Origin of the sequence: Aeromonas popoffii (genome assembly GCF_000820025.1) — a bacterium.
Lineage (GTDB): Bacteria > Pseudomonadota > Gammaproteobacteria > Enterobacterales > Aeromonadaceae > Aeromonas > Aeromonas popoffii.
This window is the reverse complement of the sequence record NZ_CDBI01000074.1, coordinates 109867-136473: the sequence shown is the minus strand read 5'-3', so window position 1 is coordinate 136473 and position 26607 is coordinate 109867. Positions and strand designations below refer to the sequence as shown.

Sequence of the window (26607 nt, the reverse complement as noted above, 5' to 3'; positions counted from 1 at the left end):
AGTTGGTACAGGCGGCGAGCGGTGAGCGGATAAACCGCCTCTACCCGAGTCAGGAACTGGCCCTGTTAGGCACCCGGGATGCCAAGCCCCAGCGCTGGTTATTGAAAGCGGAACAGGCAGATGGCATTGGCATCGGCTCCCCTGTGCTCTATCTGGGGCTTGAGGCGGGCAAGGTCAAGCAGCTGCGCGCCGCCAAAGAGGGGGTCGAGATCGAGCTCGAAATTGATGGTGTTTATGCCCCTCTGCTCTCACAGCTTCCGCAATTTTGGAAAAAACCGGCACTGGATGCCCGGGTGCGGGTCGATGGTGTGCAGGTGAAGGTGGGCAATCTGGCCACCTTGCTGCGCGGCGCCATCGAGTTCGATCGGCTGGGCTCCGGCCGCAGCAGTCACCAGCTGTTTGACAGCAAGGAGCAGGCAAAGGCGAACGTGCGCAGCCTCTCCCTGACCGCCGAGAGCAACCCGGGTCTGGGCATTGGCAGCCCGATCCGCTATCGCGGGGTCGACATCGGCAAGATTGAGCAGATCGAGCTGGAACCATCGTTGGGGCAAGTGATCTTCAAGGCCGAGCTGGATGGTCACTATGCCGGTCGTTTCTTGCAATCTGGCGCCCGCTTTACTCTGGTACAGGCCAAGCTGGGGCTGGGCGGCGTCGCTCACCTCGACACCCTGATCAAAGGGGCCTTTGTGGAGGCTCTGCCAGGTCAAGGGGCCGGCAAGGATCGCTTCCCCTTGAGTCAGAGTGGTCAGGTGGGCCTGGCCTTGACCCTCAAGAGCCCCTCGGTCAATGGCCTGAGCGTCGGCAGCCCCTTGCTGTTTCGTAAACTCATGGTGGGCAGTGTCACCGGGGTTACGCTGGCGCGCGATGGCAGTGAGGTGCTGATCGATGTGAGTGTCGACAAGGAATATGCCCATCTGGTGCGGGCCAACACCCGCTTCTGGAATGTCTCCGGGGTCAAGGCCGACATAGGCTTGACCGGGGGGACCATAGAGGTGGAAACCGTGCAGAGCCTGCTGGCGGGCGGCATCGCATTCAATACCCCAGAGCACGATATGGGGGCGACCGTCAAGGCTGGCCACAGCTACCCGCTGTATGGCAAGGCGGAGAAAGAGTGGCTGAAGTGGAGTCCCCGCATCCAGCCCTGAACGTCTCTCTTGTTCCAAGCCCGGCCCAGTGCCGGGCTTGTTCATTTTCCCCTTGCTCATTGCCCGTTAAGAATATTCCTAGCCGTGTGATAAGATGTCGCCCCTCTTTTTGGGTCAGCGAGACGGCACAGTGCACGACAATACCTATCTTCCCGATCACTTCTTGCACCATATTGCGGCCATCATGCCAGCGCACCTCACTATGGACTCTTTCGTAGCCAGTTGCCGGCGCCCACTGCGACGCAGTATTCGGGTAAATACGCTGAAGATCTCGGTACCCGCATTCTGCGAACTGATGCAACCGCTGGGCTGGCAGCTCGAGGCTGTGCCCTGGTGCGAGACCGGCTTCTGGCTGAGTCGCCGCGACGAGAGCGTGCCCCTTGGCAATACCGCAGAACACCTGAGCGGCCTCTTCTATATCCAGGAAGCGAGCTCCATGTTGCCGGTTACCGCGCTATTTGCCAGCGATCAGGTCAAGCGAGATGGCATGCTGCTGGACGCAGCCGCCGCCCCCGGCTCCAAGACTACCCAGATCGCGGCCTTGATGAACAACCAGGGCATGCTGGTTGCCAACGAATATTCCAGCAGCCGGCTCAAGGTGCTCAGCGCTAACATTCAGCGCTGTGGCGTGACCAATGTGGGCATGACCCACTTCGATGCCAAGGTGTTTGGCCAGTGGTTGCCGGAGACCTTCGACGCCATACTGCTCGATGCCCCCTGCTCCGGCGAAGGGACGGTGCGCAAGGATGAAGATGCCCTGCGCAACTGGAGCATAGCGAGCATCGACGAAATTGCTGCGGTGCAGCAAGGTCTGCTGGAGAGCGCCTTTCATGCCCTGAAACCCGGTGGCGTGCTGGTTTACTCCACTTGCACGTTGAGCGAGCAGGAGAACCAGGCGGTCTGTCAGTCCCTGTTGGACAAGTTTGGTGATGCCCTGAGCGTTGACTCGCTGGCCGACCTGTTCCCCCATGCACAGCTGGCCTGTACGCCCGAAGGATATCTGCACGTTTGGCCCCAGATCTTCGACAGTGAGGGATTTTTCGTCGCCAGATTGCGCAAGCATCACTCAGTGCCAAATACCATGTTCAAGCCGGGCAAACTCGGCAAGTTCCCCTTCTCGCCACTGCCCACCAAAGAGGCCGAGCCCATGTTGCGCGAGATTGAAGCCCATTTTGGCGTGGTACCACAGGGCCAGCTGTTTGGTCGCAATGACGAGATCTGGCTCTTTCCACTGTTATTTGAGCAGGTGCAGGGCAAGCTGCGTTTTGATCGCATCGGCATCAAGCTGGCTGAAACCTTCAAGAAAGGTTATCGCCTCACTCATGAGTGGGCGTTGGCCTATGGCGACAAGGCCACTCTGGGATGTATCGAACTCGACGGCGCCAATGCACGGGAGTTCATGATGGGGCGGGATGTCTGGCCTGAGCAGGAGGCTGGCTCGGGCGAGGTGATCGTGCGTTATCAGGGTCATACCCTGGGCATGGGGAAGTGGGTCGGCAGCCGGGTCAAGAATGCCCTGCCCCGCGAGTTGGTGCGCGACAACAATCTGTTCGGCGCCTGAGTGTGTGATGACTCGCGTCTGATCGAGTCTTAAAAACCCACACATCGGTTGAACTTTTGTGCGGATCTTGAAAAGCCTTGAGCCTTGTCTAAGCTTAAGGCTGTCCGAACACCAGTTAGCGCACGGCTCTGCAAGGAGCCAATTCCCCTATGCTAGGTACAAGAAATTCGTACCTGGCTTTTTTTATGTCCGCACTGTCTGTTTCCTGCCCCTCACTCGAGCGCCTCAGCCATCTCTTGCTCAACTTGGGGCTGGGATGACAGTTCATGTTGATAGAGCTGATCGATCGCCTGCTCGATGAGCGAGGCCTGGCTGTCTTCGAGATGCAACCCCAACTCCTGCAACCGCTCGGCGTGACGATTGCTTATCCAGCACTGCAACCTGGTGTGGGTTTCCTGTTTACGCTTCACATGTTGGCGTTGCCGCTCGGCATTGTTGTGTGGGACAGCCTCTTGGGCCTCATCCACGTTTATTTCCTGGCTCATATGACCTTGCAATGGTTTGCTTCAATGTTTGTTATCTCTAACGTGTTGATGACGGTTGTCTGAACAAGAGGGTTCTCCCCTCTCATCGGACACCTTGGCAACGCGCAATAAATATATCATCAGATCAACAAGATACAATTTAACATAAAAAATGCAAATGCGCGGTCATAAAGGGAGGCAGGTTAGCGCTCCCCATCGTCAGGCAAGCCACGGCCAGCGCGGCTTCCGTGCTTGCGGAGTACTTTTTTAAGATGCTGTACCAAGTCGCTTTTGCCTCCGGCGTCTTAGCTCTGACTGCGTTCAATGAGATAACTACTTCTTCAGGGTTAAGGCCTGCACCTTCCGCAAGAAAAATTGCAGTCTCATCAGTGAATTGCGCTCGTTCGTTGTTGATTGATGCTATGTAAGATGTCGTAAAACCCAAGTCTTTAGATACCTGAGTGTAAGTCGAGTAGTTTTTGGCCCTCATATAGGCCGCCATCAGTGTTTTAGAGTCCATTTGCTTATCCTCTCAGGTTTGTCAAATCAAGATTATCACACCTTCCATGTGTCTGTTTTCGTATGTTGTAAATAGTACGCACATGTCCTAAAACTCACATCAACTTACCATTCAGTGAGTACGGAACATGGAACGCCAGACCCTACAGCAACAAGTACCCGTTTACCACGTCTGCCAAGCCTGCGGCGGTGCCGGTTGTTCAGCTTGCTCCGACCTCTGCATCCTTGAGGGTGAAATCAACGACGAGCTTGGTCCCGACTTCCTCGACATCGATTTGGCTGATTGGGTTGATGAGTCGGGTGCGTTCCCTTACGAACGCCAGTCGCCGATAACTATTCCCGGCATCACATCAGGTCGGGAGTGCTGATCCATGGCAATCCAAGTTGCTGATGGCCGCCTCGGTTCGTCCATGACCTTCACCTCCTACGCCGCACAGCGCACCCTTGACGGTTCCCGTGCAGCTGTTATCTCTAAACCGCATCGCTCCCCTTCCCTCGCAGGTCTCAAAGGCGAGGAGTACCTTACCGCCCTTCGCAGCTCTGAGCCCTACATGGCCATGCTGCGCGAACAGTGGGCGCAAGATAACGGTGTGCAACTTGATGTTGCAACCAAATGGTGGCGCCCCCAAGTGGCCGCGCCCGTTGAAGTCGTTCGCGGCTCCCCTGCCCCGTTCAGTGCCGAGGCACAAGCCGACAAGTTCGCCGCCCTGCCCATCGGTGGCGCTGACGATGCCAAGTTACGGGAGCGCGTCGTGCTGCGTCACCCCGCCTGTGTAGGATGGTTCACTCATGTCTATCAATCGCGTAATGCGTTACTGGGCGTACAGTCTGCTAATGAGGCAGCACGGCGCCTTGATGAGTCTTTGTCTGTTCATGGTGAGCTTGGCGAGTTTCGTTACTCTGCCGACGATGACGGATTTGATACCTTTGCCCGTCGATTCGCTGAGCATACCGGACGTCTGGTTGCTACAAGACACCATGTGGTTGCTCTCCGGCTGGTTGTGGCACTGGCTCATCACTACGGGCTTAACCCTGTGGATACAATCACCGAAGAGCAGGCGGACGACCCCTATCCGACCCTTAATCGCTGGGCCGATATGGCATGGGTTCGCCGTCGCCTTCGCGGTGTGTCAGCTCACCGTCTATACGATGCCGCTAGAGAACATGCCCTTATCAGCGCAAGAATGGCTGCGTATACAACAGACCTCTCTGTGGCTCGCCGTGCTTTCCGCCTCGCTCGTAATGATGAAACCCTGTCAGCGCTTGTTGCGCACAATGTGGATGATGTTTTCGATGCCGTAGGCATGAAAGAGGCCGTCGATGCCAGCGTCAGCAACCGCACCAATCGCCGCGCCGAACTCATGACCAGACTGTCAGGTTTTGAGAAGTGTGCCAAAGAGCAACGCCATGTTGCAATTTTCCTCACGTTTACGTGCCCCAGCCGTTTCCACTCGGTGCACCGCAATGGCACCGCCAATCAGAACTGGATTGAGGCAGGCCGCCCGTCCGTTCGGGACGCTCAAGCGTGGCTCATCAACTGCTGGAACAACATCCGCAAACGCGCCGATGAAGCCGAGATAAAGCCTTACGGCTTCCGGTTCGCCGAGCCGCACCACGATGGCACCCCCCACTGGCATGCTGTGCTGTTCATGTCCACCCAGCAGGCCAAGCAGTACCTCAAGATTTGCCGCGAGCAGATGTTGGCCGACTCCGGCAACGAGCCTGGCGCAAAGCAGCACCGCTTTAAGGTCGTGTTTATCGACCCCCGTAAGGGCTCGGCCTGCGGCTACTGCTCCAAGTACGTGGCCAAGAACATCGACGGCTATGCAGTGGGCAAAGACCACGAAGCCGGCAAACGCGCCAAGGCCATCGACACCGCCGCCCGTGTTGACGCATGGAAATCAGACAACCGTATCCGCCAGTTCCAGCAAATCGGCGGCCCCTCCGTTACTGCGTGGCGTGAGCTCCGCCGCATCCGCACCGAACTCGATCAGGAAAACCCGATGCTGAAAGACCTGACCCCCGAGCAGCACTTCGCGCTCGAAAACGTCCGCAAAGCCGCTGATGCCGGTGATTGGGCCGCCTTCTGCTGTGCCATGGGTGGCGTTCAAGTTCGCCGCAATGACCAGACCGTGAAGGTCCACTACGGCATCCCAGAAGCCATGCAGATGCTGTGCGATGAGGACGGCGTTCTGCTGCGCACTCCGCGCACCAAGACCCAGTACGGCGACCGCGCCGCCCTTCGCGCCATGGGCCTGATGTTCTGTGACGTCTTCCTGCTGACCCGCGCCAAGGACTGGCTCATCACTTCCAAGGAGAAGTGGGAAGCGGCGTGTAAGAAGACCATGGAAGGCATCAACGACCAATTCGACGTGCTGCACGAGGAGAAGGTTTACCAGTTCATGGAATACGAAGCCTATGAAGCGATGCAGCAAATGGCCATTTGTGACCATCAGTCTCGCGTCTGGCTGCTGTATCCCGACAGCGACCGCCTCGCGGGGTCCCCTCTGGGGTGCGAGCCGGGCGGTGTCGGCTTGGACCCGTGTCTTTAACTGTCCTGTCTTTACCAAAACCCAAACAACCGGAGAAGCGAAATGGAAATTGTAGGAAACATCATGGATGCCGACGACATCGTACTGAGCACCCGTAAGCGCGGTGATACCGACATACAGGTCGGCACCTTCAAGTTTATGACCACCAAGCCCACCTCGGTGATTGAGGTCGGCCTCAGTGAGGATCAAGTTAAGGCGAACATGCACGTTGAACTGAAGGCCCTTGTCGGGGGCCGCATCACCCTTCAGCTCGAATACGTCGATAGCGCCTATGCCGGTGCACAGGGCCAGCACAAGCAGTTCAACGGCTTCCGCCTGTTCGCCCTCCCCAACAACGCCAAGAAGGCTTAACAGATGCGCTGCGTCCAGGTAACTGCCGAAGGCTTCTTGCAAGCCGTTGATGTGGCGCTTGACCAGTGCCAAGGCGCTTATCTGGTCGAGCAACAAGACATAGCCTCCATGGTCGCATGGCTCGACCCTGCAACCGTGGGCTATGGCACTTTGGTGGCACTTCTCGGTGCCTCCTTCACTGGTGTGATAACGGTCTACTACGCCTCATGGGCATGGGCTCGCGTCACTTCAATCATTGGAATGAGATAAGGAAAGTCACATGAATATGAACATGAAAAAAATGACCATCATCGCCGCCATGCTGCTGACCGCTGGCGTTGCTCATGCTGAAGGCCTCGACGTCACCGGCGTTCAGACTGCCGTTCTGGCTGCTGTTACGGCTCTGCTCGGCTTCGTTGCCGCTGTTGGTCTGGCTAAGGCCGGTCTGGGTGCGGCTATCTGGGGCTGGCGCAAAATCCAAGGTCTTGCCAGTAGCAAGTAACCTCATGTTGCACCCACAAGGGGCGGCCTGCGCCGTCCCTTTTTTATTGGAGAGGATGCCATGGTCTGGGCTCCCATAATGTTTATCACAGGGTTGGTGTTGGCTTATGCGCTCATATCAGGAAATAACTCGCGCCATTAGTGTGCGCTGGATAATCAGGAAGACGCTTCGAGCTGTAATATACTGCGTTAACCCGCTCAACTTCTTTAAAGTCCTCCTGCGTCTAATCAAATGGTTTCTTTACTTCGTGTTTGGCGCGGTCGCTATAGGTATGCTCACGCTCGCCGTTGGCAATTATGCAACGGCGGCTGAATGGACAGCCGCAACAAAGCCCACCACATTCGGTACGTGTAAAGACCCTTCTAACCGAGTCTTGGGCTCTCCGGTGACAATCGCCGATTGCGCTAAGTTGGTTACTAAATATCAGGATAACCCTAATAGGATATGTTCTGTTCCTGCTGTTGAACCGTCAGCGGGTCAGACTGTTGCTATTATGTGCACCAATAAACCCTACACTGATTTTGGTGGTGGTGGTTTTTGGAATGACAAGCTGGCTCAGGCCACATATACATGCCCGCCAGCCGGTAAACCAGAATTTACCTTTGGCCCGAAAGTTACTGAAAATGGCACTGTCTGTGAAAAGAAACCGGTTCAATGTTTGTTGGGCTCGGTAAAAGATACCAACACTATTACTGGCAAAGAATTTTGCAGGCCAATTTGTCAAGGCATTGCCGGAAACACATATGGCGAGCCATTAACCCCCGTAAAGTATTTTCAGTCAAATTTTGGTTCAGTCCAGATACAATGTTACGGCCAGTGTTCGATTCGCCCTGTAGGCGGCTCTGTTAGCGTCGACCCTAATCTTAAAATATGGGCAGCAGTCATACAGTTTACGGGTGAAAATTGCCCTATTCAGACGCAAGGCACCGAGGAAGAAACCTCTACGGCGGGAGCGAATACCCCTGTTACGCCCCCCAATTCGTCCGCCTCTACCGATGCAGCACAAAACCAGCTCCAGAACGCCGCCAGTAGCGCAGTTAGCAACCCAACATCCGGCGCAACCGGCACGGCCACACTAAACACGGTCGTTGATAAGTTGGCCGAGACTAGCAACAAAGAGATCAAGGCCAACAGTGAGCAGAACGCCGCCTTGGGTAACGTCATACAGCAAACCGCTAGGGATATTCAGACGTCCATCAAAGAGGCGCAGTTGTCGGCCTCACAGGGGGGCTCAGGGGCTGGTATTGGTCAAATACAGATGGCTAACGCCATCAAGGACGGCAACGCTTCCATGGGCACCAAGCTTGATGGCATCAAAGACGCTATCGAGGATTCCAAGGACGACAATCAGGGGCCGTTGCCTCCGGGTGATAGCACCATCAAGACGAACCCCGCCGATGTAAACCCGCACCCCAATGACTGGGCCTCGCGTAATTACAACACCGTCATGCAACAACATGTTGCAGCCATGAATGCGTTGCCGTTGTTCTCGGGCATAAGCGGATTCTTCAGGGTTGAAATGGGCGCCGGTACATGCCCTTCGTTCAGCATTGATGTTCCCCAGATTGCGGGTGTAGGTGGTGGCTCAATTGTGTTTGATGTGTTTTGCAATGCAGACCTGCAAAGGATATTTGAAATCATCGCGCTGTGCGTGAAGCTGTTAGGGCTTTATGTCGCGTTCAGAATCGCCCTGTTGGATTAAGGAGATAAAGCCATGGAACTGCTTAATTCGTTTAGGAACTGGCTCAGGGACATGATAGAGAGCTTCGTTCTCTGGATTGTCCATCTGTTTCAGGCAATCTTTCAGTGGTTCGAGGGGATGCTCCTCGATACGTTTGAAAAGATACTCACGGCAATTCGATTTGTGATAGCCAGCATCCCTTTGCCTGACTTCCTGCAATACAGCTTGCAAGACCTGTTTAACTACATCCCGAGTGATGTGGTGTATTTCCTTAATATGTCCGGTATCTCACAGGCGTTTCTGTTTATTTCCATGGGGGTCGCCTTCCGGCTGGTGCGCAAGGTCGCCACGTTGTTCCAGTGGTAAACAGCGTCTCTGTTTTATTATGTTAAGTAGGAACGTAACATGCTGATATTTCACGAGGGATTGCCGGGCAGTGGGAAAAGCTATGAGGCCCTAGTGTCGCATATTATCCCGAGGCTCAGGGATGGCCGCACGGTAGATGCCTATATTGAGGGCCTTAATTACGAGAAAATAGCTGAGCTGAGCGAGATAACGCTAGAGCAGTGTCAGGAACAGCTTAAACAGATTACCCGTGATCAGGTTCTGACCATCAATGAGCACGTCCGGGACAAAAGCTTGGTCATCATTGATGAGGCCCAAAACTTTTGGCCGTCAGGTCGGCAAAAGATGGCAGACCCGATCATCCAATTTGTCACCGAACACCGACACCGTGGCCTTGATATCGTCCTCATGGGACAGAACCTCAACGATGTGCACAGCCTCTGGCGTAACCGGATAGACCGCAAGTTCGTATTTATGAAGCTGGACGCGCTGGGGCAATCCAAGCGCTACTCGTGGGGCTCTTACAAGGGCTCGCTCAGGGCAGACGGCCAGCGCAGCCGTATCGAGTTCGAGAAGCTAACCGGCGGCATCAAGGTCTATGACCCTAAATACTTCGGCAGCTACGCCAGCACCACGTCTGAAGACAATGAAATGGGGGTCTATAAAGATGACCGGACCAACATATTCAAGTCGGCAAAGTTCAAGTACGGCCTTCCAATTGCCGGTGTCTTGCTTATTGGCGGCCTGTGGTTTGCCCTTGACCTGCTGTTCAACTTCAACGAGAACGTGGGCGCTGATGAACTGGTTAAGCAGTCACAGCAACAAGATGTTGCACCCTCCCCCACGTCACCTGGGCAGCCCACCGCCAAACCGGCGCACCCGCCCAAACCCAAGGTCGATGACCTGTTCACCCAGACCCTTGAGGGATACAAGCCCGTGCTCACCTCTCAGACGGTCGTCAATGGTGTGTTGCTTGATGCTTGGATCGAAGTGTGGGACGACAAGGACAATTCCATCATGATGTGGCGTTCGTCAGACCTGACCCAGCTCGGTTGGACGGTTGCCATGAAGACCTATGGTTTGGTCATCACCAAGGGCAAGGTCACTATGCTGATTCGTGAACGCAACATAGCACCACCGGGTAAGAGGGATAGCCTGACCTCTGGTGTTGCGGGGTCTGTTGAAAAGGCTTTGTAGTATTCACCCGTCCAAGTGTTATGCGTTCCTCTAAAGCGTCCTCCGGCGTCCCCGCCGCCTGCTTTTGCCAGTGCCCGAAGGCCCGCCGTGGTGCGCTGTCCGCCAGCAGCTCCACCGCTGGCCTTCGCGCACAACGGCGCTACCCCCGAGGACACCCCCACCAAAACGGGCGTCTCGTGTAGCTTTCTCTCGGCCCGTAGCCAAAACACTGACATGCAAAAAGAATGTGCAACATGATGTTGCATTTAATGTTGGTCATTCTATACTCAAGATATGCAACATGATGTTGCACTTTCTAGGGGGAGAGTATGGACAGCTTGAACTTGAACGCCGAGGAGTTGAGGGATTTTCGCCGGGTGCTGGACTGGTCACAGCAGCGCATGGCCGATGAGCTGGGCGTTGCGCGGAACACCATCAACCGCATGGAGAAAGGCCACATGGCCATTGAAATCCGCACCGCTCTAGCCGTGCGTTATCTGGCGTGGCACTTCAACAAGATTGAAAAAGTCACCGTCATTAAGCCTGCACCAGAGCACGTAAACGTGCAGTCCACCCCAGAACGCGGTGATGCAGAGAAACAGGTTGCACTTCCCTTGCCGGAGCCAAAGCAAGATTTGCCTGATCCTGCATTGTCTACGGCAGAGCAAGATTTGCCGGATCCTGCATTGTCCACGGCAGAGCAGGCTTGGGCGGTCTATATGCCGTTGCTCTCCGATTACAAGGGACATTTGCAACTCATGAAGCGTTTTCTGAAGTTTGCGGACTATGATGGTGGCTATTCGTATCTGTTCATGTTGCAGCTTTTGGAACGCCTCGCCAAGATGTCAGAAGGCCCTGAGCACGTACCATACGAGTGGACTAGCACTCTCGCCCTTCGTGATTACGCTCGCGAGCTCTACAAGGCCAATCCGCAATGGCACTGATGTATGGTCATCAGAGAACAGGGGCGGTAGCCCCTACAAGGCGCCCCACTACGTTAAGAGAAAATGACGTAGCCAGGCGCCGAAACACGCCCATCTAGACCAGAGTCGGGATCCCCCTTCCTCCTGCCAAACCGGCTTTTAAGGCTTCCGGCGTTTTGAGGTAGGTAAACGCCTTAGCGCTCCTAGGCTATTACCTGTAATACCGGTATTTCTTCCTTGGCGACTGCCACCGCTTGAAGGTTTCTGCGCCCATCATGTCGATCAGCTCCAGCCTTTGCCGGGTCATCTGTGAACCCGCCGGAGTGATGAGGTGGTATCCAGACATTCTCCATCCATGCCAGTACCGCTCGAAAATTGAGGGGAGTTCCCTTCCTGCTGCCATCCTCATGACCCGTTTACATATCGCGGGAATCTCTTTTCCCTCATCCCACAATGTGACCTCCATCACAGAAACAAAACATAGTTTTGCGGTTTCTTCCTTGTTAAATCCGCATTCAAACCAGCGAAAAATGAAGTTTTTGGTTATTGCTCTGTCCATGCTCTTCAAACCATCAAAAGCTGGCTTATTCCAGCGCGGCGTAGTTTGAGTCTTCATTTAACGTAATCTGTACAGTTGCGCGGAGTATCTGTTACAACAAGCCATCCAGCGCATGATCGGAGAATTTGTGGGCATCATCGAAATACTCCTGCAGGGTACGCATGTCCTTGTGGCGAGTCACCTCGATGATCTTGTTCATGGGCTTGCCAGCGGTGACTGCCGAGGTAATGAATCCTCGTCGCAGGCTGTGGCCACTGACGTAGAGATCGTCGATGGTTTGACCGGTTCGGCGCTTGATCATCAGGTTGATACCCTGGGGACCGAGTGGTTCTGTCATGAGTTGACCCCAGCGGTTCATCCGCCGAAACAGCGGCCCGTCGCTGATCCGGCTTTTGCGCAGCCAGTTCTGCAGTGCCGACACGGGACAATAGTGCTTGCCAGGGATCAGGGCTATCTCGGTTTCATGGAGCTGATGCTTGCTCGGTTTGAGGCGAAGGCGGATCCCCTGCCCCACAAAATCGAGATCGCTTACTTCAATTCGGGCCGCTTCCGAGCGGCGCAAGGCGCCACTGAACATCAAGAGCAGCAGGGTATGATCGCGCAGGCCCGCCAGAGCAGTAGTGTCGATGCCATCCAGCACCTGAGTCAATGGTTGCAGCGTCAGGGCGCCAGTTTTGCGTTTGCGGTTATCCCCCAACCTGACAATACCGCGCATCATCTCCTTGATTTCGGCATGTTCGGTCGGCATGGGATGGATGCCCTTCTGCTTGAAGGCATAGCGGATCCCCGCCAGACGTCTCACCAAGGTTGCAGGTTTTCGAGGTTCGCCGTTGCGCAGTTCCCCTTTGCCCTCCTCTTTATCCAGCCATACCCAGTCAGCCAATACCCCGTCGGCCTGATCAGCCAGAAAGTTCATGATGTCGTGATGGGTAGTTTGCAGCGGATCCAGCCCGTGCAATAGGCACCAGAAGACAAAAATACGGGTATCAGCCTGATAGGCATTGAGGGTGGAATCCGCTTTTGCACCGCGCAAAAAGCGGCGTGCCCGAGAATTTAGCTGGGCATCGAAGACGGTTTGCAGTGATTGGTATGCCGAGCCGGATAGGGTTGGATATGCCACAGAACGCTTTGATTCATATAAAGTTTAAATGGATCTTACAGGATCCACCCTAGACATCAAGTATCGATAATGAATATTATCGATACTTAAAAGATCCTGAATTAAACCTCATTGAACCTCCATGTTCTCCTGCCTAGCATCGTCTTGAATAAGCCTGCTTATAATAGGCTGATATTCATGTCAGTGAGAGATAACAGATGGCATTGGTAATACTGTCGAGGGAAAGGATGCTGATTATTTGAAATAAAGAGGCCCCATTATCCGGGGCCTCTTCGTTTACTTTTTTGCCAGCTTGAACAGCTCGAAGAAGTTTTGGCTCGTCGCATCCGCCAGCTCGGCCAGCGAGATCTGGCGAAGGTCGGCAACGAACTGAGCAACATCTCGGACAAAGGCGGGCTCGTTCTCCCTCCCCCGATGAGGAACAGGAGCAAGATAGGGAGAGTCTGTTTCGACCAGCAAGCGCGCCAACGGCAATGCCTTGACCACTTCTTGCAGTGCAGATGCATTCTTGAAGGTCGCTATGCCGGAAATGGAAATATAAAAGCCCATCGCCATCGCGGCTTGGGCCATCTCGAGGGACTCGGTGAAACAGTGCAACACACCACCCACCTGATCGGCCCCCTCCTCACGCATGATCTGCAGGGTATCTTGCTGGGCATCACGGGTGTGAATGATCAGCGGCTTGTTCAAGGCGCGAGCGACGCGGATGTGTTCGCGGAAAGAGGCTTGTTGCACCTCCTTGTTCTCTGGCGAGTAGAAGTAGTCGAGCCCGGTTTCCCCTATGGCCACCACTCTGTCATCTGCGCCCTGCGTCAGTAATAACGCCGCATCAACACCGGGTTCCTGATTGAGCGGATGCACACCACAGGAAGCAAACACCTGGGGATAAGGAGCGATCGCCTCGAGCATGATCGGGAACTGTGCCTGAGTCACACTGACACAGAGAAAATATCCCACGTCCAGTTTCGCGGCCTTGGCCAGCACATCAGCCATGCTGGTCTGCTTGCTGCCATAGCTGAGGCGATCGAGGTGGCAATGGGAATCAACGAGTAACATAAAGAACCTTTGCGTCTTGTCAGATTTATAACCAGCGGCTGAGCCAGTTCATCAAATGAATGGTGGGATTGGAAAGCTGCCCAGGTTGGCAGGCAGCCTTAAGCGCCACGAGCTGCTGCTCCGCCTCCAGCAATTTTTCGCTGGAGTTGCCCTCGGCCAACTGCTGGCTGAGGGCCGCCAGATCCGGCATCGCCAGCTGATGATGACCGCAGCCAGCCTGAGTCTTGATTGCATCACACAAAAACAGCTGCAACCAGTGCAGCCTGACTTGAGTTTCATCCGCCAGCTGGCTGCAGACATGGGTGGCCCGGGTCGGGGTCAGTGACAGGGAGACGAAACTCCCCAGCAACTCGCGACGTTTGCCATCTTGCTGCTCTTCTATGTAGCGCAACACCCGTAGCGGTGCTCCCTGACAGATCCGTACCTGGGCCAATGTGGCCTGGTGACCCTGTTCGGCCAGCCAGCGCACCGTCTCCCCTTCCGTTGGCAACTGGCAAACGTGCTTGTGGCAGCGGCTCAGTATGGTAGGCAGCAGACGGGAAACCTGAGAGGCAATCAGCAGCAAGAGGCTGTCCCCGGCTGGCTCCTCCAAGGTTTTCAGCAAGGCGTTGGCGGCGGATTCCGTCATGCGCTCCGCATCAGGGATGATCACCACCTTACCCCGACCGAGCTGGGCCGAGTTCTGCAGACGAGCACAGATCTCGCGTATAGCCTCGACCCCTATGGTCTTGCTCTCAGCAGGCAGGGTACCAAGATCCGGGTGATGTCCCTTGTCAAACAGCTGGCAGGAGTGACACTGGCCGCAGGGTTCCCCCCGATCCGGTTGTTGGCAAAGATGCAAACGCGCCAATCGTTCAGCAAGCTGCTCCTTGCCAAGCCCGGGATCGCCGAGCAACAACCAGGCGTGGCCCAGCCGACCGGCTTGGGCCGTCTGACTCAGGGCATGCCAATCCGGGATCAACCAGGGATACATAGAGGCTTGTTCGATAAGTAATTGTCCAGTGCAACCTCAATGGCAGCTTTGACCTGATCCGGAGTTTGTCCGGCATCGATCACCCGAATGGAATCATCTTTGGCGGCCAGTTCGAGATAACGGCTGCGCGTGCGCTCGAAGAAACTGATCTGCTCCAGCTCGATCCTGTCCAGCTCGCCACGATGACGGGCACGCTGCAAACCAAGAGCGGGATCGATATCGAGATAAAGGGTGAGATCCGGCTTGAAGTCACCGAGCACTGCCAGCTTGATGGCGCCGATGAGCCCCGCATCAATGCCACGCCCGCCGCCCTGATAGGCCTGGGAGGAGAGATCGTGGCGATCTCCCACCACCCAGCGTCCTTCAGCCAGTGCCGGTTTGATCCGGGTCTCGACCAGCTGCACCCGGGAGGCATACATGAGCAGCAACTCGGCTTCGATGGTGAGACGCTCGTCGTGAACTTCCTTGACGATGGCGCGCATCCGCTCGGCCAGCGGGGTTCCCCCGGGCTCACGGGTGCATTCGATCTGGTCTATGCCGTGGCGTTGCAGATAATCGGTAACATAGCGCACCGCGGAGCTCTTCCCTGCCCCTTCCAGTCCTTCAATCACAATAAATTTAGACATTAGGGCTTCTTCAATATGTATTCGCGAACCGCCCGATTGTGTTCATCGAGGGTCTTGGAGAAATAGTGGGCACCGCCCCCCTTGGCGACAAAATAGAGATAGTCGGTCGACTTGGGATTGAGCGCCGCTTCGATGGAGGCCTTGCCCGGCATGGCGATGGGCGTGGGTGGCAGGCCGTTGATCACATAGGTGTTGTATGGATTCACATCTGTCAGGTCACTACGGCGGATATTGCCATCGTAGCGATCCTTGACCCCATAGATGACGGTGGGATCTGTCTGCAGCTTCATGCCAAGACGCAGGCGGTTGACGAACACGGAGGCGATCTGCGCCCGCTCGTCTGGCTGACCCGTCTCTTTTTCGATGATAGAGGCCATGATCAGCGCCTCATAAGGGGTCTTGTAGGGCAGATTGGCCTGGCGCTTGTCCCAACTCTGCTGCAGGAAGGCTTTCATGTCCTGATTAGCGCGACGCAGAATAGAGATGTCACTGGCATGGGTGGTATAAGCGTAGGTTTCCGGCAGGAACCAGCCCTCCAGCTTCCCATTTTCGATGCCCAGCTCTTGGGCCAGGTCAGCTTCAGATTGCTCTACGGTCAGCCGCTCCAGATAAGGTGCGCCGGAGAGCTGCTTCAACCAATCCTCAAAACGGGAACCCTCGACGAAGGTGAGGCTGAAGTGAAACTCCTTGCCGGAGGCGAACAGAGCGAGGGTCTCTTTGAGAGGGGCCCCTTCCTTGATCTCGTAGGTGCCAGATTTGATGGCAACCAGCTCGGGATGGCCTCGCAGCCAAAGGCGTACCGCCCAGGGGCTGGTTTCCCCCTCCCCCAGCTCGGCGATCAGGCGCGCCGCGTGGGCGCCCTTCTCGACGGTAAAGAGGCGCGTCGGCCCCTTGTTGGGGAGCGTCTCCACCTGCTGCCATTTGTAATGTACATAGCCCCCGGCCACGGCGACTGTCAGTGCCGCGCCCGCGAGCAAGGTGTAAAGCCGATTAAACTTCAATGACCAAACGCTCCTGTAAACGGCGGATCAATACCGGGCTGGGATACTGGGTATCCCCAATGCCGTTCACCGGCACTATGCCCATCAGGGTATTGGTCAGCCATACCTCTTCGGCCTGCCACAGTGACTCCAGTGGAGCCTCCACGACACGCAGTTCAATACTCATCTGTTTTAGCATTCCCATCACATGCCGCCGCATGATGCCATCAATACCGCAGTGAGCAAGATCCGGTGTAAACACCGTCTTGCCTCGGCGCCAAAACAGATTGGCACTGACACCTTCTACCAGAAATCCACGACTGTTCAAGACTATACCTTCGACTCCCGAACGCGCTGCAAGTTCGTTTTTCAGCAACACCTGCTCCAGCCGGTTCAGGGTCTTGAGTCCTGCCAGCATGGGGGCATCACCGAGCCGTTGCTGGCAAACCAGCAGTGGAATGCCGTTTTGCTGCCAACCCTGATAGTGGCTCGGGTAATCGGCAAGGGAGACGATCCGGGTCGGCGTCTGGCAGCCACTGCCGTCATAACCTCGACCACCGATGCCACGGGTCAGCATCACCTTGGCGACAGCTTGCGTCTGACCGGCGGCAAGCTGCGCCACCTCGCGGGTCAGGATTGACCAGTCCATCTCGGCAAACCCGAGTCTGGCACTGGCCTGCTGCAGGCGAGCCAGATGAGCCGACCACCAGACAACCTGACCATGCTTGATCAGCATGGTGGTGAAATGACCATCCCCGTATGCCAGCCCACGATCCCTGGCGGACAAGAGGTCTGTCGATACTCCATTGATAAACAAAAGGATCCCTCCGATAAAAAAGGCCCGATACTGACGTATCGGGCCCATACTGTCCGCCCCGGGGCGAATTATACGCGTTTGAAGATCAGTGAGCCATTGGTGCCGCCAAAACCAAACGAGTTGGAGAGGGCGTACTCGAAGCTGCCTGGCTTGGCCACATGGGGCACCAGATCCAGATCGCACTCTTCATCCGGGTTATCCAGATTGATGGTGGGTGGAGCCACCTGATCACGCAGCGCCAGCACTGTGATGATCGCCTCGATGGCGCCGGCAGCGCCCAGCAGGTGACCCGTCATGGATTTAGTGGAGCTGATCATCAGGGATGTGGCGTGCTCGCCAAACACTGATTTCATGCCGCGCAGCTCAGCCACATCACCCAGCGGGGTGGAAGTGCCGTGGGCATTGATGTAACCAATCTGCTCGGGCGCAATGCCGGCATCCTTGATGGCATTTTTCATGGCGCGGGCGCCACCGTTGCCATCAGCAGGGGGCGCTGTCATGTGGTAGGCGTCGCCACTCATGCCAAAACCGACCAGCTCGGCGTAGATCTTGGCGCCACGGGCCCTGGCGTGTTCGTACTCTTCCAGCACCAGCACACCGGCGCCATCACCCAGCACGAAACCATCGCGATCCTTGTCCCACGGACGGCTTGCCTTTTGCGGCTCGTCGTTGCGGGTAGAAAGCGCCTTGGCCGCTGCAAAACCGCCCATCCCCATCGGGGTAGAGGCTTTCTCGGTACCACCGGCTACCATCACGTCCGCATCACCGTAGGCGATCATGCGGCCAGCCATGCCGATGGCATGAGTACCCGTGGTACAGGCAGTAGTCACGGCTATGTTAGGGCCTTGCAGGCCTTTCATGATGGAGAGATGACCGGACACCATATTGATGATGGTGGACGGTACGAAGAAGGGGCTCAGCTTGCGCGGGCCACCGTTAATCAGGCTGCTGTGGTTCTGTTCGATCAGACCCAGACCACCGATGCCGGAACCTATGGCCACACCAACCCGTTCTGCGTTCGCTTCGTTGATCACCAGACCCGAGTCTTCCAGTGCCTGGATCCCCGCAGCCACACCGTACTGGATGAAGGGATCCATCTTGCGGGCTTCTTTGCGGTTGATGCCGTACTGTTCGGGATCAAACTCTTTAACCTGGCCTGCGAAACGGGTCGCAAACTCGCTGGCATCAAAGTGTTCGATGGGAGAAATGCCGCTCTGCCCGTTGAGCAGGGCTTGCCAGCTGGATTCGGCAGTGTTGCCCACCGGGGAAAGCATCCCCAGGCCGGTCACCACGACTCTGCGTTTTGACACTGAGCTAGTCTCCGAGAGCTATTTTGAAAGGGGTCAATATAAAAGAAGCGGCCCTTGGGCCGCTTCTTTCAGAACAGGAACTTATTCCTGATTAGCGGTGATGTAATCGATAGCCGCTTGAACAGTGGTGATCTTCTCGGCTTCTTCATCAGGAATTTCGGTATCGAATTCTTCTTCCAGCGCCATTACCAGTTCAACGGTATCCAAAGAGTCAGCGCCCAGGTCGTCGACGAAGGAGGCAGCGTTTTTAACGTCTTCTTCTTTAACACCCAGTTGTTCGATGATGATTTTCTTTACGCGTTCTTCGATGTTGCTCATGACCTGAATTTTCCTTTAAAAATACGCTATTGCGTCTGGTTGGGGTAGTTTATTCAATTGACGTGAGTTTGCAAGTAGCTTGCCGCTGGTCAAACCACGAAATTCGCCAAACTTCGGCGTACTATCGCAAATTTGAACAGATCTCACGACAAATTGATTACACCATGTACATCCCGCCATTAACATGCAGGGTTTCGCCAGTGATATAGGCGGCGTCATCAGACGCCAAGAATACCACAGCTGCGGCAATTTCTTTTGGATCGCCCAAACGGGCAGCAGGCACCTGATTCATGATGCCGGCACGTTGATCGTCATTCAGGGCACGGGTCATGTCGGTCTCGATGAAACCGGGCGCAACCGCGTTCACTGTGATACCACGGGATGCCACTTCCCGTGCCAACGATTTGGTAAAGCCAACCAGACCCGCCTTGGCGGCGGCATAGTTGACCTGGCCCGCATTGCCCATGGTACCGACCACTGAGCCGATGCTAATGATCCGGCCATGACGCTTCTTCATCATGGCGCGTAATACTGGCTTGCTCAAACGATAGAGGGAAGTCAGGTTGGTGTCGATGATTTCATTCCACTCATCATCTTTCATGCGCATCAACAGGTTGTCGCGGGTGATGCCGGCATTGTTGATCAGAATGTCGATCTCGCCAAAGCGTGCCCTGATAGCCGCGAAGACAGTTTCGATGGATTCCTGACTGGTCACGTTCAGTGCCATGCCACAGCCCTGCTCACCCAGATAGGCGCTGATAGCCTCTGCGCCGCTCTCGCTGGTCGCAGTGCCAACGACTTTTGCGCCACGGGCCACAAATGTTTCGGCAATCGCCCGGCCGATACCACGACTGGCACCGGTCACCAACACAACCTTATCGGTAAAACTCATGATCTGCTCCTGTTTACTTGGACTGGGCCAATGCCAGCTCGAAAGAGGCGACATCGTTGGCGTGGATGCCTTCCACTCGCTTGTCGATGCGCTTGGCGAGCCCGGTCAATACCTTGCCCGGCCCCATCTCGATCTCCAGCACGACACCCTCATTGGCCATCCGCTCCACCGTCTCGGACCAACGGACCGGGCTGAACAGTTGACGCACCAAGGCCTGCTTGATGGCAGCCGGATCCTGTTCACAGGATACGTCGACATTATTGATGACTGCGATGGTTGGAACCTTGATCTCGATCCCGTCCAGCGCAGCTGCCAGTTTTTCTGCAGCAGGTTTCATCAGAGCGCAGTGAGAGGGTACAGAGACCGGCAGCGGCAGCGCGCGCTTGGCACCAGACTCTTTCATCAAGATATTGGCGCGCTCAACCGCTTCCTTGTGACCGGCGATCACCACCTGGCCCGGGGAGTTGAAGTTGACCGGGGAGACCACCTGACCTTGCGCTGCTTTTTCGCAGTTGGCGGCGATGGCCTCGTTATCCAGACCTATGATGGCAGCCATGGCGCCTGTGCCTTCCGGTACGGCTTCCTGCATGGCCAGACCACGCAGCTCAACCAGTTTGACCGCATCGCTAAAGGCCAAGGCACCGCTGCACACCAGGGCTGAATATTCCCCCAGACTGTGGCCGGCCATGATGGCGGGGGTCGCCCCACCCTGCTGCTGCCACAGACGCCAGAGCGCGACGGAGGCAGTCAGTAGCGCTGGCTGGGTGCGCCACGTTTTGTTCAGATCTTCAACCGGACCATCCATGATCAGGGCAAACAGGTCATAACCCAGCACCTGGCTCGCCTCGGCGAAGGTTTCCTTGATCACGCCGTGCTGCTCGGCCAGCTCGGCCAGCATGCCGACAGTTTGGGAGCCTTGTCCCGGGAAGGCAATGGCAAATTGGGTCATCATTGATTCCTTTAAGGTAAGACGAAAACGAAATCGGTCGCGGGATGGCGCAGGGCCCCATCCCGCTGAAGATCAGAGGCGAACCAGCGCCGAGCCCCAGGTAAAACCACCGCCGAAGGCCTCCAGCAGCACCAGCTGACCCGGTTTGATCCGGCCGTCGCGCACCCCTTCATCGAAGGCGATGGGCACGGAGGCGGCAGAGGTGTTGCCGTGCTTGTCGAGGGTCAGCACCACCTTGTCGAGGCTCATGCCGAGCTTCTTGGCCGTCGCGCTGATGATGCGGAAGTTGGCCTGGTGTGGCACCAACCAGTCGAGCTCGCTCGGCTCGACACCGGCTGCGGCCAGGGTTTCAGTCACCAGCTCGCTCAGACGGGTGACCGCCACCTTGAACACATCGTTGCCCTTCATATACATGTAGGCTTCGAGTTCGGCTCCCGGCATGCCACGACGAGGGTGTGGCAGCTTGAGCAGATCGCCATAACGGCCATCGGCATGGAGATGGGTCGACAGTATCCCAGGCGTCTCGCTGGCACCAATCACCACAGCGCCGGCACCATCCCCGAAAATGATGATGGTGCCGCGATCTTGCGGATCGCACATGCGGGACAGCACATCGGCACCGACGACCAGCACATGGCGGGCTGCGCCGGATTTGACGAATTGATCGGCAATGGAGAGTGCGTAGGTGAAACCTGCGCAGGCGGCCGCCACATCAAATGCGGGGATGCCAGGCACGCCGAGCAGCCCCTGCAGCTCGCAAGCTGCGGCCGGAAAGGCGTTCTCTGCGCTGGTGGTGGCCAGCACTATCATGTCGAGATCGGCTGCGGTCAGACCTGCAGCATCCAGGGCGCGCAGGGCGGCCTGGTGAGACAAGGTGGCGACGGTTTCGTCGGCACCGGCAATACGGCGTTCATGGATCCCGGTACGTTCCACGATCCACTCATCACTGGTTTCAACCATTTGCTCGAGATCGGCGTTGGTACGCACTGAACTCGGCAGATAACTGCCAGTACCCAGAATTTTGCTATGCATAGAGTTCTTATAGATCCCTGTCGGAAAAGACAGATTCAAGGCGATCTGCTATTTGCAATGGAAGTTGATGCTTGGCCTCTTGTGCGGCCAGCAGGATCGCATTACACAGAGCGCGCCGTTCGGCTCGCCCATGGCTTTTTACCACAATGCCGCGCAATCCTAACAGACTTGCGCCGTTATACTGGTCGGGGTTCAGGTAAGAAAAACGCCGTTTGAACATAAATCCGGCGATACGGCCAAGAAAACTGTGTTTCTTGCGGGGATATCCGGCCAACTGGGCCATCATCCGTACCACACCTTCCGCCGTTTTGAGGGCAACATTACCGACAAAACCGTCACAGACAATCACGTCGCACTCGCCACTAAAGATGCGATCCCCCTCGACGAAGCCGACGAAATTGAGCGCACTGCACTGACGCAGCAGCTCGGCGCTGTGACGCACCAGATCGTTGCCCTTGATCTCCTCCTCCCCGACGTTGAGCAAGGCGACCCGGGGAAAGGCAATGCCTTCCACCTTCTCGGCCACCACTGAGCCCATCACCGCAAATTGCAGCAGGGTGTCAGCATCGCAGCTGACATTGGCCCCCAGATCCAGCATCACGGTACGCTTGCCGCTCAAGGTCGGCAGCGCCTTGATGAGCGCGGGTCTGTCGACGCCGGGCAGGGACTTGAGCACGCACTTGGCCATGGCCATCAGGGCGCCGGTATTGCCAGCACTGACGCAGGCATCGGCCTCACCCGCTTTCACCAGATTGAGCACGACCCGCATGGAGGAATCTTTCAGGGTACGCAGCGCCACGATCGGCTTGTCGCCCATGCCAACCACTTGGGATGCATGTACGAAACGAACGCGAGGATGAGTCAGCAAGCCATGTTGCTGCAACAAGGAGGTAGTCTGGTGCTGATCACCGACCAGGATCAGTTTTAACTGGGGCAAAAGAGACAGTGCCTGCACGGCGGCAGGCACTGTTTCCGAGGGGCCAATATCTCCCCCCATTATGTCTAGCGCGACAGTTTGCGTAGACAAAGGCAATCCTTAAGCGATTACCTTTTTACCGCGGTAGAAACCATCGGCAGTCACGTGGTGACGACGATGAATTTCACCACTGGTCTGATCAACAGTCAGAGCTGCACTGGTCAGCGCATCGTGTGAACGACGCATGCCACGCTTGGCACGGGTTTTACGGTTCTGTTGTACGGCCATTGTAGGCTAACTCCTAGATTCACTTACGTTTAAGCTCTTCAAGAACTGCAAAGGGATTCGGCCGCTCATCAGCAGGTTTGATATCACCCCAAGTCATCTCCATGTTACCGCGCGGACAAGCATCCACCGGATGCATCGCCACCTGAGGCAACGAGAGGATGAGTTCATCCTCCAGGATTTGATGAAGATCTATCTCGCCGTTTTCGTCCAACTCAATGGGCTCATAAGCTTCCGGCAGTTCTTCCTCGTTTGTTTTTTCAAACAGCGGAGTGTAGATAAAATCAGCTTCACAAAGGTGTTCGAATGTATCTCCACAACGCTGGCAAACCAGGTCAACCTTGGCATGGGCAGTGCCTTTCATAACGGTCAACTTCTGGACATCTTTGCCAAAGTGCAGTGATACATCGACATCACTCTGCAAGCCTGCGGTTGATGCCTCCAGCCTGGGCATCTGCGACTTTTCCACTATCCCGACATAGTCGAGCAGCTTCAAGGCATTACGGACTGGATCAACCTTAACGGGCAACTTCACCTTTTGCATAGGGCGCGAATATTATAGGTCCAACAACTGATAGTCAAAGGAAAAAGTCCTTACCGCCGATGATTTTAACCATACAAGTCCCTGAGATGCCGGGATTTGTTCTCATCGGTGGCTGATTATGCCATAAACCTGAGGATCCTACACAGGATCCTGCCTGCATTCGGCACATATCGCGTGTGCCTCGGCCTCACTGATCTGGTTTCTTGTTGCCAACTCAGGTGTGCGGGTCCGAAGTCTTGTCGTCACATGACCGGCACATGGTCCAGCCCCCTTCATCCGCCGCGGGTAATGCCTGTTGGCAACTGATCATGTTTATCTGGCGGTAGCGCTCGTCATGAGGGCCGATTCTTCCATCTCAATCCAACCCCCCTTGATGTAACAGTGAGAGGATGCCGGCTCACAGATACAAGGGAGGGCGATCTTTCATGCGACAGCTCATGACCGTCTTTCATTCAGGCCGCTCCTGTCGTTACCATCAGGATCTTATCTCCAGCCACTGATGAAGCAAATTGAACCTTGCTGGGCACGGGTGCCTTTATCACGCTCATCAAGGCACAATGAATAACTGGCGAAGGTGAAACAGCATTAACATGCACATATAAATGTGATGGGAAATAGTTTATATACAGCATTCTGATGACATGACATATCTGGCATAAGATAATGGTTGAAAACCTCCACCGCCAATTCAATGCACCAGCATTGCTGGCGTGTGACCACCACCATCACTGGGTATCAATACCCTCCCCTATGATTTCAATGTGGGCGCCTGCACGGGCACCCCGTTTCATCAGCGTCAGGCTCACAAGGTCTCTGGGCGTCTAATCAGCTACGACGGCGTCCATCACGTCCTGTGACCAGCACAACAGGGCCGCAAGAATATGTGATGGCTTCATGATATTTCCTGATAAGGTCAGATAGTAACTATCACCGCAATTCAAATCTGATGGATGAAGAGGCTGGTGCCAGAAACGACGACCAAGCAAAAGAGTCGTTAAAACCTGATCTGAAAATGAACGAGATCTTTAATGTGGCCACCCTCGGTCAACACAGCTGACAAGCGCTTATATGCCACTGTGACGATAAAGGCAGGGAATAAACGAAGCATGATAAATATCATGAGTTTGCCGCTATATACTGTCCCTCATGAAAAATGGATAGGAGCTACCGACTATTTACCCGGATGACCGGGCAGTGAAAAGATAAAGGCGAGCTCTTGATAAACAACATCTGAATGGTGCCTCCGGCTTAAACCTGGAGAATACACATCAAGACGCAAGCCTGAACAAAGACCGTCGTCAAGGAATGACCTGGCATGACTGCCACTTGCCCGCCGGATGTTGCAGCGCACACGCACAGGGCTGGGGTGGCATGGCTTCCATCAGCCGGCGAATGGCTCGAAAGCTGTCCAGCGCCGCTTCGGTAGCAATTGGATTGATGATCCAGCTCGGCAGGCTGTCGCCCGGGTTGGTGTAGGTTTCAAGACGCACCAGGGTGGTGCCATTGAGTTGTGGCAATGCCTCCCAGCGCCCTTCACTGGCTTGGATCCGCACTCGCCCCAGATGGGGCGGCAGTGCATCGGGTACCGCCCAGACCGTCAGTTGCAGGCTGCAATCGGCGTTGCGCAGCAGGCGAGAGTGTGTGATCAGCTCTCGCTCCTGCACAGGCCAGGGTGCTGACAAGCGGGTATACACCAAATCTTCATCGGGCGCTGGTTTTGCCAGCACACGCACCTCCAGGCTATGTGGCAGCCACTCCTGATGACGGCTAGTATCGCGCAGCACGGCCAGCAAGGCGGATGGGGGCGCCGCTACGTTCATTTCCAGGCGCAGGGCCACAAATGCCCCCGGTGGGTGAGCGCGGGTCCATAGCAAGATGCCGGCCTCCCCCGTCTGCAGTTGCCACCCTTGTCCCCATGCCGGTAAACAGAGCAGCCACAGCAACCATATTCCATGTTTTGTCATCTGATGCCCTCTCCTGATCCTGCTTATGCTTATAGCCGCTTTTCGACTGACAGGGAGGTCTGTCTGCTGGCGGGCCGACATGTCCCGGGAAGATGGTGGCTAGCCGGGCTTCTCCACGTGCTCATGGTAGAGCCGCTTTATCTCGTCTCGCAGCCAGAGCACCTTGGTATTGTGGTTGTTGCGCTTGTGCCAGAGCAGGATAAAAGCGATGTCGAGCTGGCAATACAGCGTTTCCTCCAGCGGCAGTGGCAAGGAGATCAGGTTGTCGTGATGCAAGCTGGCATAGCTGGCACAATAGGACGGCACGACCGCGATCAGCTCGTGAGCCGATTGGGCGGCAATGTGCAGCGCCTGTTCGAAGCTGGAGACCCGGATCGGTACCCGTCGGCTGAGTCCCTCATCATCAAGCAGGCTGTCGAGCGCCCAGGCATCGCTGGCCTCCCACACCACGCTCACATGGGGGTAGGCGAGAACATTGTCCAGGCTCCACGTGCGGGCCAGCAGAGGGTGATCTTTGCGCAAGAACACCACGGGTCTGTCTTCGAACAACACCTCGTGATCAATGTAATAAGGCAGGCGGTTGACACGGGCCAAGGAGCCAGGGTGCGTCTCGCGGGCACAGAAACCGAGATCGGCATCGCCATTGATGATGTCGCTGAGGGAGTGGTGATCCCAGTTCATCACCTTGATGGTCGACTTGCAGTACTTCTCGTAGATAACCATGGGCAAGCTGTTGAGAAAACTGGTGTAAAAGGGAGATTCCAACACCAGCCTGAAGGCTGCGCCTTCCGGAATCGCGTTGCCGCAGAGGGAGGCTATGTTGCCCGACAGCTGAAACCACTCCTTGAGCTCCTCTTCCAGTCTCAGCGACAGGTTGGTGGGTTCCAGCCCCCGCTGCGTGCGGATAAAGAGCGGATCATCAAACCAGTCGCGCAGGCGAGCCAGCGCCTTGCTGACCGTCGGCGCCGTCACATTGAGCCGTTTGGCCGCCTTGGTCGCGCTGCGCTCTTGCAGCAACAGCCTGAATACCACCAACAAATTGAGATCGAGTTCGACCAGGGGGCGCAT

The 26607-nt window shown here is 55.9% G+C and carries 29 protein-coding genes; 10 read left to right on the top strand and 19 right to left on the bottom strand.

Annotation, left to right across the window (positions count from 1 at the left end; all coding sequences use genetic code 11):
- Both BN1129_RS15860 and rsmF read left to right on the top strand, forming a co-directional pair.
- Positions 1-1145, top strand: a 1145-nt coding sequence (locus BN1129_RS15860; protein WP_042037761.1) for an MlaD family protein, incomplete at its 5' end; no start/stop codon positions are given.
- 130 nt (positions 1146-1275) lie between these two features.
- Entirely contained in the window at positions 1276-2706 is a 1431-nt protein-coding gene (rsmF, locus tag BN1129_RS15855) for a 16S rRNA (cytosine(1407)-C(5))-methyltransferase RsmF (protein WP_042037853.1), read from the top strand.
- A gap of 212 nt (positions 2707-2918) precedes the next feature.
- Here rsmF and BN1129_RS15850 read toward each other — a convergent pair whose 3' ends face one another.
- Together BN1129_RS15850 and BN1129_RS15845 are read right to left on the bottom strand one after the other, a co-directional pair.
- Positions 2919-3191, bottom strand: a complete 273-nt coding sequence (locus BN1129_RS15850) for a RepB family protein (RefSeq protein WP_042037760.1) — start codon at positions 3189-3191, stop codon at positions 2919-2921.
- A 139-nt stretch (positions 3192-3330) separates the two neighbouring features.
- On the bottom strand, positions 3331-3690 hold the full coding sequence (locus tag BN1129_RS15845; RefSeq protein WP_052449372.1) for a DUF3693 domain-containing protein: 360 nt from the start codon (positions 3688-3690) through the stop codon (positions 3331-3333).
- Between the two features lie 127 nt (positions 3691-3817).
- On the opposite strand from BN1129_RS15845, the gene BN1129_RS15840 reads away from it, so the two are divergent.
- From BN1129_RS15840 to BN1129_RS15800, 8 genes are all read left to right on the top strand, one after another.
- Positions 3818-4057: a hypothetical protein gene (locus BN1129_RS15840; protein WP_042037759.1), complete on the top strand. Its 240-nt coding sequence runs from the start codon at positions 3818-3820 to the stop codon at positions 4055-4057.
- A gap of 3 nt (positions 4058-4060) precedes the next feature.
- Positions 4061-6241, top strand: a complete 2181-nt coding sequence (locus tag BN1129_RS22715) for a replication endonuclease (RefSeq protein WP_084204670.1) — start codon at positions 4061-4063, stop codon at positions 6239-6241.
- 42 nt (positions 6242-6283) lie between these two features.
- The gene (locus BN1129_RS15830) at positions 6284-6592 is read left to right on the top strand and encodes a hypothetical protein (protein WP_157013428.1); all 309 of its coding nucleotides are present in this window, start codon (positions 6284-6286) and stop codon (positions 6590-6592) included.
- A 259-nt stretch (positions 6593-6851) separates the two neighbouring features.
- Complete coding sequence (locus BN1129_RS15820) at positions 6852-7073, top strand: hypothetical protein (RefSeq protein ID WP_042037755.1); 222 nt, start codon at positions 6852-6854, stop codon at positions 7071-7073.
- 106 nt (positions 7074-7179) lie between these two features.
- The gene (locus BN1129_RS15815) at positions 7180-8775 is read left to right on the top strand and encodes a hypothetical protein (RefSeq protein WP_042037754.1); all 1596 of its coding nucleotides are present in this window, start codon (positions 7180-7182) and stop codon (positions 8773-8775) included.
- A 12-nt stretch (positions 8776-8787) separates the two neighbouring features.
- Entirely contained in the window at positions 8788-9120 is a 333-nt protein-coding gene (locus BN1129_RS21895) for a DUF2523 family protein (RefSeq protein WP_052449369.1), read from the top strand.
- A gap of 39 nt (positions 9121-9159) precedes the next feature.
- The gene (locus BN1129_RS21890) at positions 9160-10296 is read left to right on the top strand and encodes a zonular occludens toxin family protein (RefSeq protein ID WP_052449368.1); all 1137 of its coding nucleotides are present in this window, start codon (positions 9160-9162) and stop codon (positions 10294-10296) included.
- Between the two features lie 308 nt (positions 10297-10604).
- Complete coding sequence (locus BN1129_RS15800) at positions 10605-11219, top strand: helix-turn-helix transcriptional regulator (protein WP_042037752.1); 615 nt, start codon at positions 10605-10607, stop codon at positions 11217-11219.
- A gap of 190 nt (positions 11220-11409) precedes the next feature.
- Here the strand turns inward: BN1129_RS15800 and BN1129_RS15795 are convergent, their stop codons facing one another.
- From BN1129_RS15795 to yidZ, 17 genes are all read right to left on the bottom strand, one after another.
- Positions 11410-11814 carry a DUF3653 domain-containing protein gene (locus BN1129_RS15795; RefSeq protein ID WP_244463067.1) on the bottom strand — a complete coding sequence of 135 codons (405 nt, stop codon included), beginning with the start codon at positions 11812-11814 and terminating at the stop codon, positions 11410-11412.
- A gap of 34 nt (positions 11815-11848) precedes the next feature.
- A complete protein-coding gene (locus tag BN1129_RS15790) occupies positions 11849-12790 on the bottom strand; it encodes a tyrosine-type recombinase/integrase (RefSeq protein WP_244463070.1) in 942 nt (313 codons plus the stop codon).
- Positions 12791-13153: 363 nt separating this feature from the next.
- Positions 13154-13933 carry a TatD family hydrolase gene (locus tag BN1129_RS15785; RefSeq protein WP_042037751.1) on the bottom strand — a complete coding sequence of 260 codons (780 nt, stop codon included), beginning with the start codon at positions 13931-13933 and terminating at the stop codon, positions 13154-13156.
- Between the two features lie 25 nt (positions 13934-13958).
- Positions 13959-14906 (bottom strand): DNA polymerase III subunit delta', encoded by a 948-nt coding sequence (holB, locus tag BN1129_RS15780; protein ID WP_042037750.1) that lies wholly within the window; start codon positions 14904-14906, stop codon positions 13959-13961.
- Positions 14891-15532, bottom strand: coding sequence for a dTMP kinase (tmk, locus tag BN1129_RS15775; protein WP_042037749.1), 642 nt, complete (start codon positions 15530-15532; stop codon positions 14891-14893). Before tmk ends, holB begins: the two co-directional genes overlap by 16 nt.
- On the bottom strand, positions 15532-16533 hold the full coding sequence (gene mltG, locus BN1129_RS15770; protein ID WP_042037748.1) for an endolytic transglycosylase MltG: 1002 nt from the start codon (positions 16531-16533) through the stop codon (positions 15532-15534). The genes tmk and mltG overlap by 1 nt, the downstream gene beginning before the upstream one ends.
- Entirely contained in the window at positions 16523-17377 is an 855-nt protein-coding gene (gene pabC / locus BN1129_RS15765; RefSeq protein WP_042037745.1) for an aminodeoxychorismate lyase, read from the bottom strand. The genes mltG and pabC overlap by 11 nt, the downstream gene beginning before the upstream one ends.
- Before the next feature lie 20 nt (positions 17378-17397).
- Positions 17398-18639: a beta-ketoacyl-ACP synthase II gene (gene fabF, locus BN1129_RS15760; RefSeq protein WP_042037744.1), complete on the bottom strand. Its 1242-nt coding sequence runs from the start codon at positions 18637-18639 to the stop codon at positions 17398-17400.
- An 81-nt stretch (positions 18640-18720) separates the two neighbouring features.
- Positions 18721-18957, bottom strand: coding sequence for an acyl carrier protein (gene acpP, locus BN1129_RS15755; protein ID WP_005300909.1), 237 nt, complete (start codon positions 18955-18957; stop codon positions 18721-18723).
- A gap of 157 nt (positions 18958-19114) precedes the next feature.
- The gene (gene fabG / locus BN1129_RS15750; protein WP_042037743.1) at positions 19115-19849 is read right to left on the bottom strand and encodes a 3-oxoacyl-ACP reductase FabG; all 735 of its coding nucleotides are present in this window, start codon (positions 19847-19849) and stop codon (positions 19115-19117) included.
- A 13-nt stretch (positions 19850-19862) separates the two neighbouring features.
- On the bottom strand, positions 19863-20798 hold the full coding sequence (gene fabD / locus BN1129_RS15745) for an ACP S-malonyltransferase (RefSeq protein WP_042037742.1): 936 nt from the start codon (positions 20796-20798) through the stop codon (positions 19863-19865).
- A gap of 72 nt (positions 20799-20870) precedes the next feature.
- Complete coding sequence (locus BN1129_RS15740) at positions 20871-21830, bottom strand: beta-ketoacyl-ACP synthase III (RefSeq protein WP_042037741.1); 960 nt, start codon at positions 21828-21830, stop codon at positions 20871-20873.
- A 7-nt stretch (positions 21831-21837) separates the two neighbouring features.
- Entirely contained in the window at positions 21838-22857 is a 1020-nt protein-coding gene (plsX, locus tag BN1129_RS15735; RefSeq protein ID WP_042037740.1) for a phosphate acyltransferase PlsX, read from the bottom strand.
- A 9-nt stretch (positions 22858-22866) separates the two neighbouring features.
- Positions 22867-23034 carry a 50S ribosomal protein L32 gene (gene rpmF / locus BN1129_RS15730; RefSeq protein ID WP_005311492.1) on the bottom strand — a complete coding sequence of 56 codons (168 nt, stop codon included), beginning with the start codon at positions 23032-23034 and terminating at the stop codon, positions 22867-22869.
- Between the two features lie 19 nt (positions 23035-23053).
- Positions 23054-23575 (bottom strand): 23S rRNA accumulation protein YceD, encoded by a 522-nt coding sequence (gene yceD / locus BN1129_RS15725; protein WP_042037738.1) that lies wholly within the window; start codon positions 23573-23575, stop codon positions 23054-23056.
- 1298 nt (positions 23576-24873) lie between these two features.
- Positions 24874-25539 (bottom strand): START domain-containing protein, encoded by a 666-nt coding sequence (locus BN1129_RS15720; protein WP_042037737.1) that lies wholly within the window; start codon positions 25537-25539, stop codon positions 24874-24876.
- Positions 25540-25638: 99 nt separating this feature from the next.
- Positions 25639-26607: an HTH-type transcriptional regulator YidZ gene (gene yidZ / locus BN1129_RS15715; RefSeq protein WP_042037735.1), complete on the bottom strand. Its 969-nt coding sequence runs from the start codon at positions 26605-26607 to the stop codon at positions 25639-25641.

Coding starts and splice junctions, on each gene's coding strand:
- yidZ (WP_042037735.1), bottom strand. CDS start 26,607: ATGCGCCCCCTGGTCGAACTCGATCTCAATTTGTTGGTGGTATTCAGG.
- tmk (WP_042037749.1), bottom strand. CDS start 15,532: ATGTCTAAATTTATTGTGATTGAAGGACTGGAAGGGGCAGGGAAGAGC.
- BN1129_RS22715 (WP_084204670.1), top strand. CDS start 4,061: ATGGCAATCCAAGTTGCTGATGGCCGCCTCGGTTCGTCCATGACCTTC.
- BN1129_RS15800 (WP_042037752.1), top strand. CDS start 10,605: ATGGACAGCTTGAACTTGAACGCCGAGGAGTTGAGGGATTTTCGCCGG.
- BN1129_RS15830 (WP_157013428.1), top strand. CDS start 6,284: ATGGAAATTGTAGGAAACATCATGGATGCCGACGACATCGTACTGAGC.
- BN1129_RS21890 (WP_052449368.1), top strand. CDS start 9,160: ATGCTGATATTTCACGAGGGATTGCCGGGCAGTGGGAAAAGCTATGAG.
- acpP (WP_005300909.1), bottom strand. CDS start 18,957: ATGAGCAACATCGAAGAACGCGTAAAGAAAATCATCATCGAACAACTG.
- rpmF (WP_005311492.1), bottom strand. CDS start 23,034: ATGGCCGTACAACAGAACCGTAAAACCCGTGCCAAGCGTGGCATGCGT.
- BN1129_RS15845 (WP_052449372.1), bottom strand. CDS start 3,690: ATGGACTCTAAAACACTGATGGCGGCCTATATGAGGGCCAAAAACTAC.
- BN1129_RS15795 (WP_244463067.1), bottom strand. CDS start 11,814: ATGAAGACTCAAACTACGCCGCGCTGGAATAAGCCAGCTTTTGATGGT.
- BN1129_RS15840 (WP_042037759.1), top strand. CDS start 3,818: ATGGAACGCCAGACCCTACAGCAACAAGTACCCGTTTACCACGTCTGC.
- BN1129_RS15815 (WP_042037754.1), top strand. CDS start 7,180: ATGCGCTCATATCAGGAAATAACTCGCGCCATTAGTGTGCGCTGGATA.
- BN1129_RS21895 (WP_052449369.1), top strand. CDS start 8,788: ATGGAACTGCTTAATTCGTTTAGGAACTGGCTCAGGGACATGATAGAG.
- pabC (WP_042037745.1), bottom strand. CDS start 17,377: ATGGGCCCGATACGTCAGTATCGGGCCTTTTTTATCGGAGGGATCCTT.
- fabG (WP_042037743.1), bottom strand. CDS start 19,849: ATGAGTTTTACCGATAAGGTTGTGTTGGTGACCGGTGCCAGTCGTGGT.
- BN1129_RS15785 (WP_042037751.1), bottom strand. CDS start 13,933: ATGTTACTCGTTGATTCCCATTGCCACCTCGATCGCCTCAGCTATGGC.
- BN1129_RS15720 (WP_042037737.1), bottom strand. CDS start 25,539: ATGACAAAACATGGAATATGGTTGCTGTGGCTGCTCTGTTTACCGGCA.
- yceD (WP_042037738.1), bottom strand. CDS start 23,575: ATGCAAAAGGTGAAGTTGCCCGTTAAGGTTGATCCAGTCCGTAATGCC.
- holB (WP_042037750.1), bottom strand. CDS start 14,906: ATGTATCCCTGGTTGATCCCGGATTGGCATGCCCTGAGTCAGACGGCC.
- BN1129_RS15820 (WP_042037755.1), top strand. CDS start 6,852: ATGAATATGAACATGAAAAAAATGACCATCATCGCCGCCATGCTGCTG.
- BN1129_RS15740 (WP_042037741.1), bottom strand. CDS start 21,830: ATGCATAGCAAAATTCTGGGTACTGGCAGTTATCTGCCGAGTTCAGTG.
- fabD (WP_042037742.1), bottom strand. CDS start 20,798: ATGACCCAATTTGCCATTGCCTTCCCGGGACAAGGCTCCCAAACTGTC.
- BN1129_RS15850 (WP_042037760.1), bottom strand. CDS start 3,191: ATGAGCCAGGAAATAAACGTGGATGAGGCCCAAGAGGCTGTCCCACAC.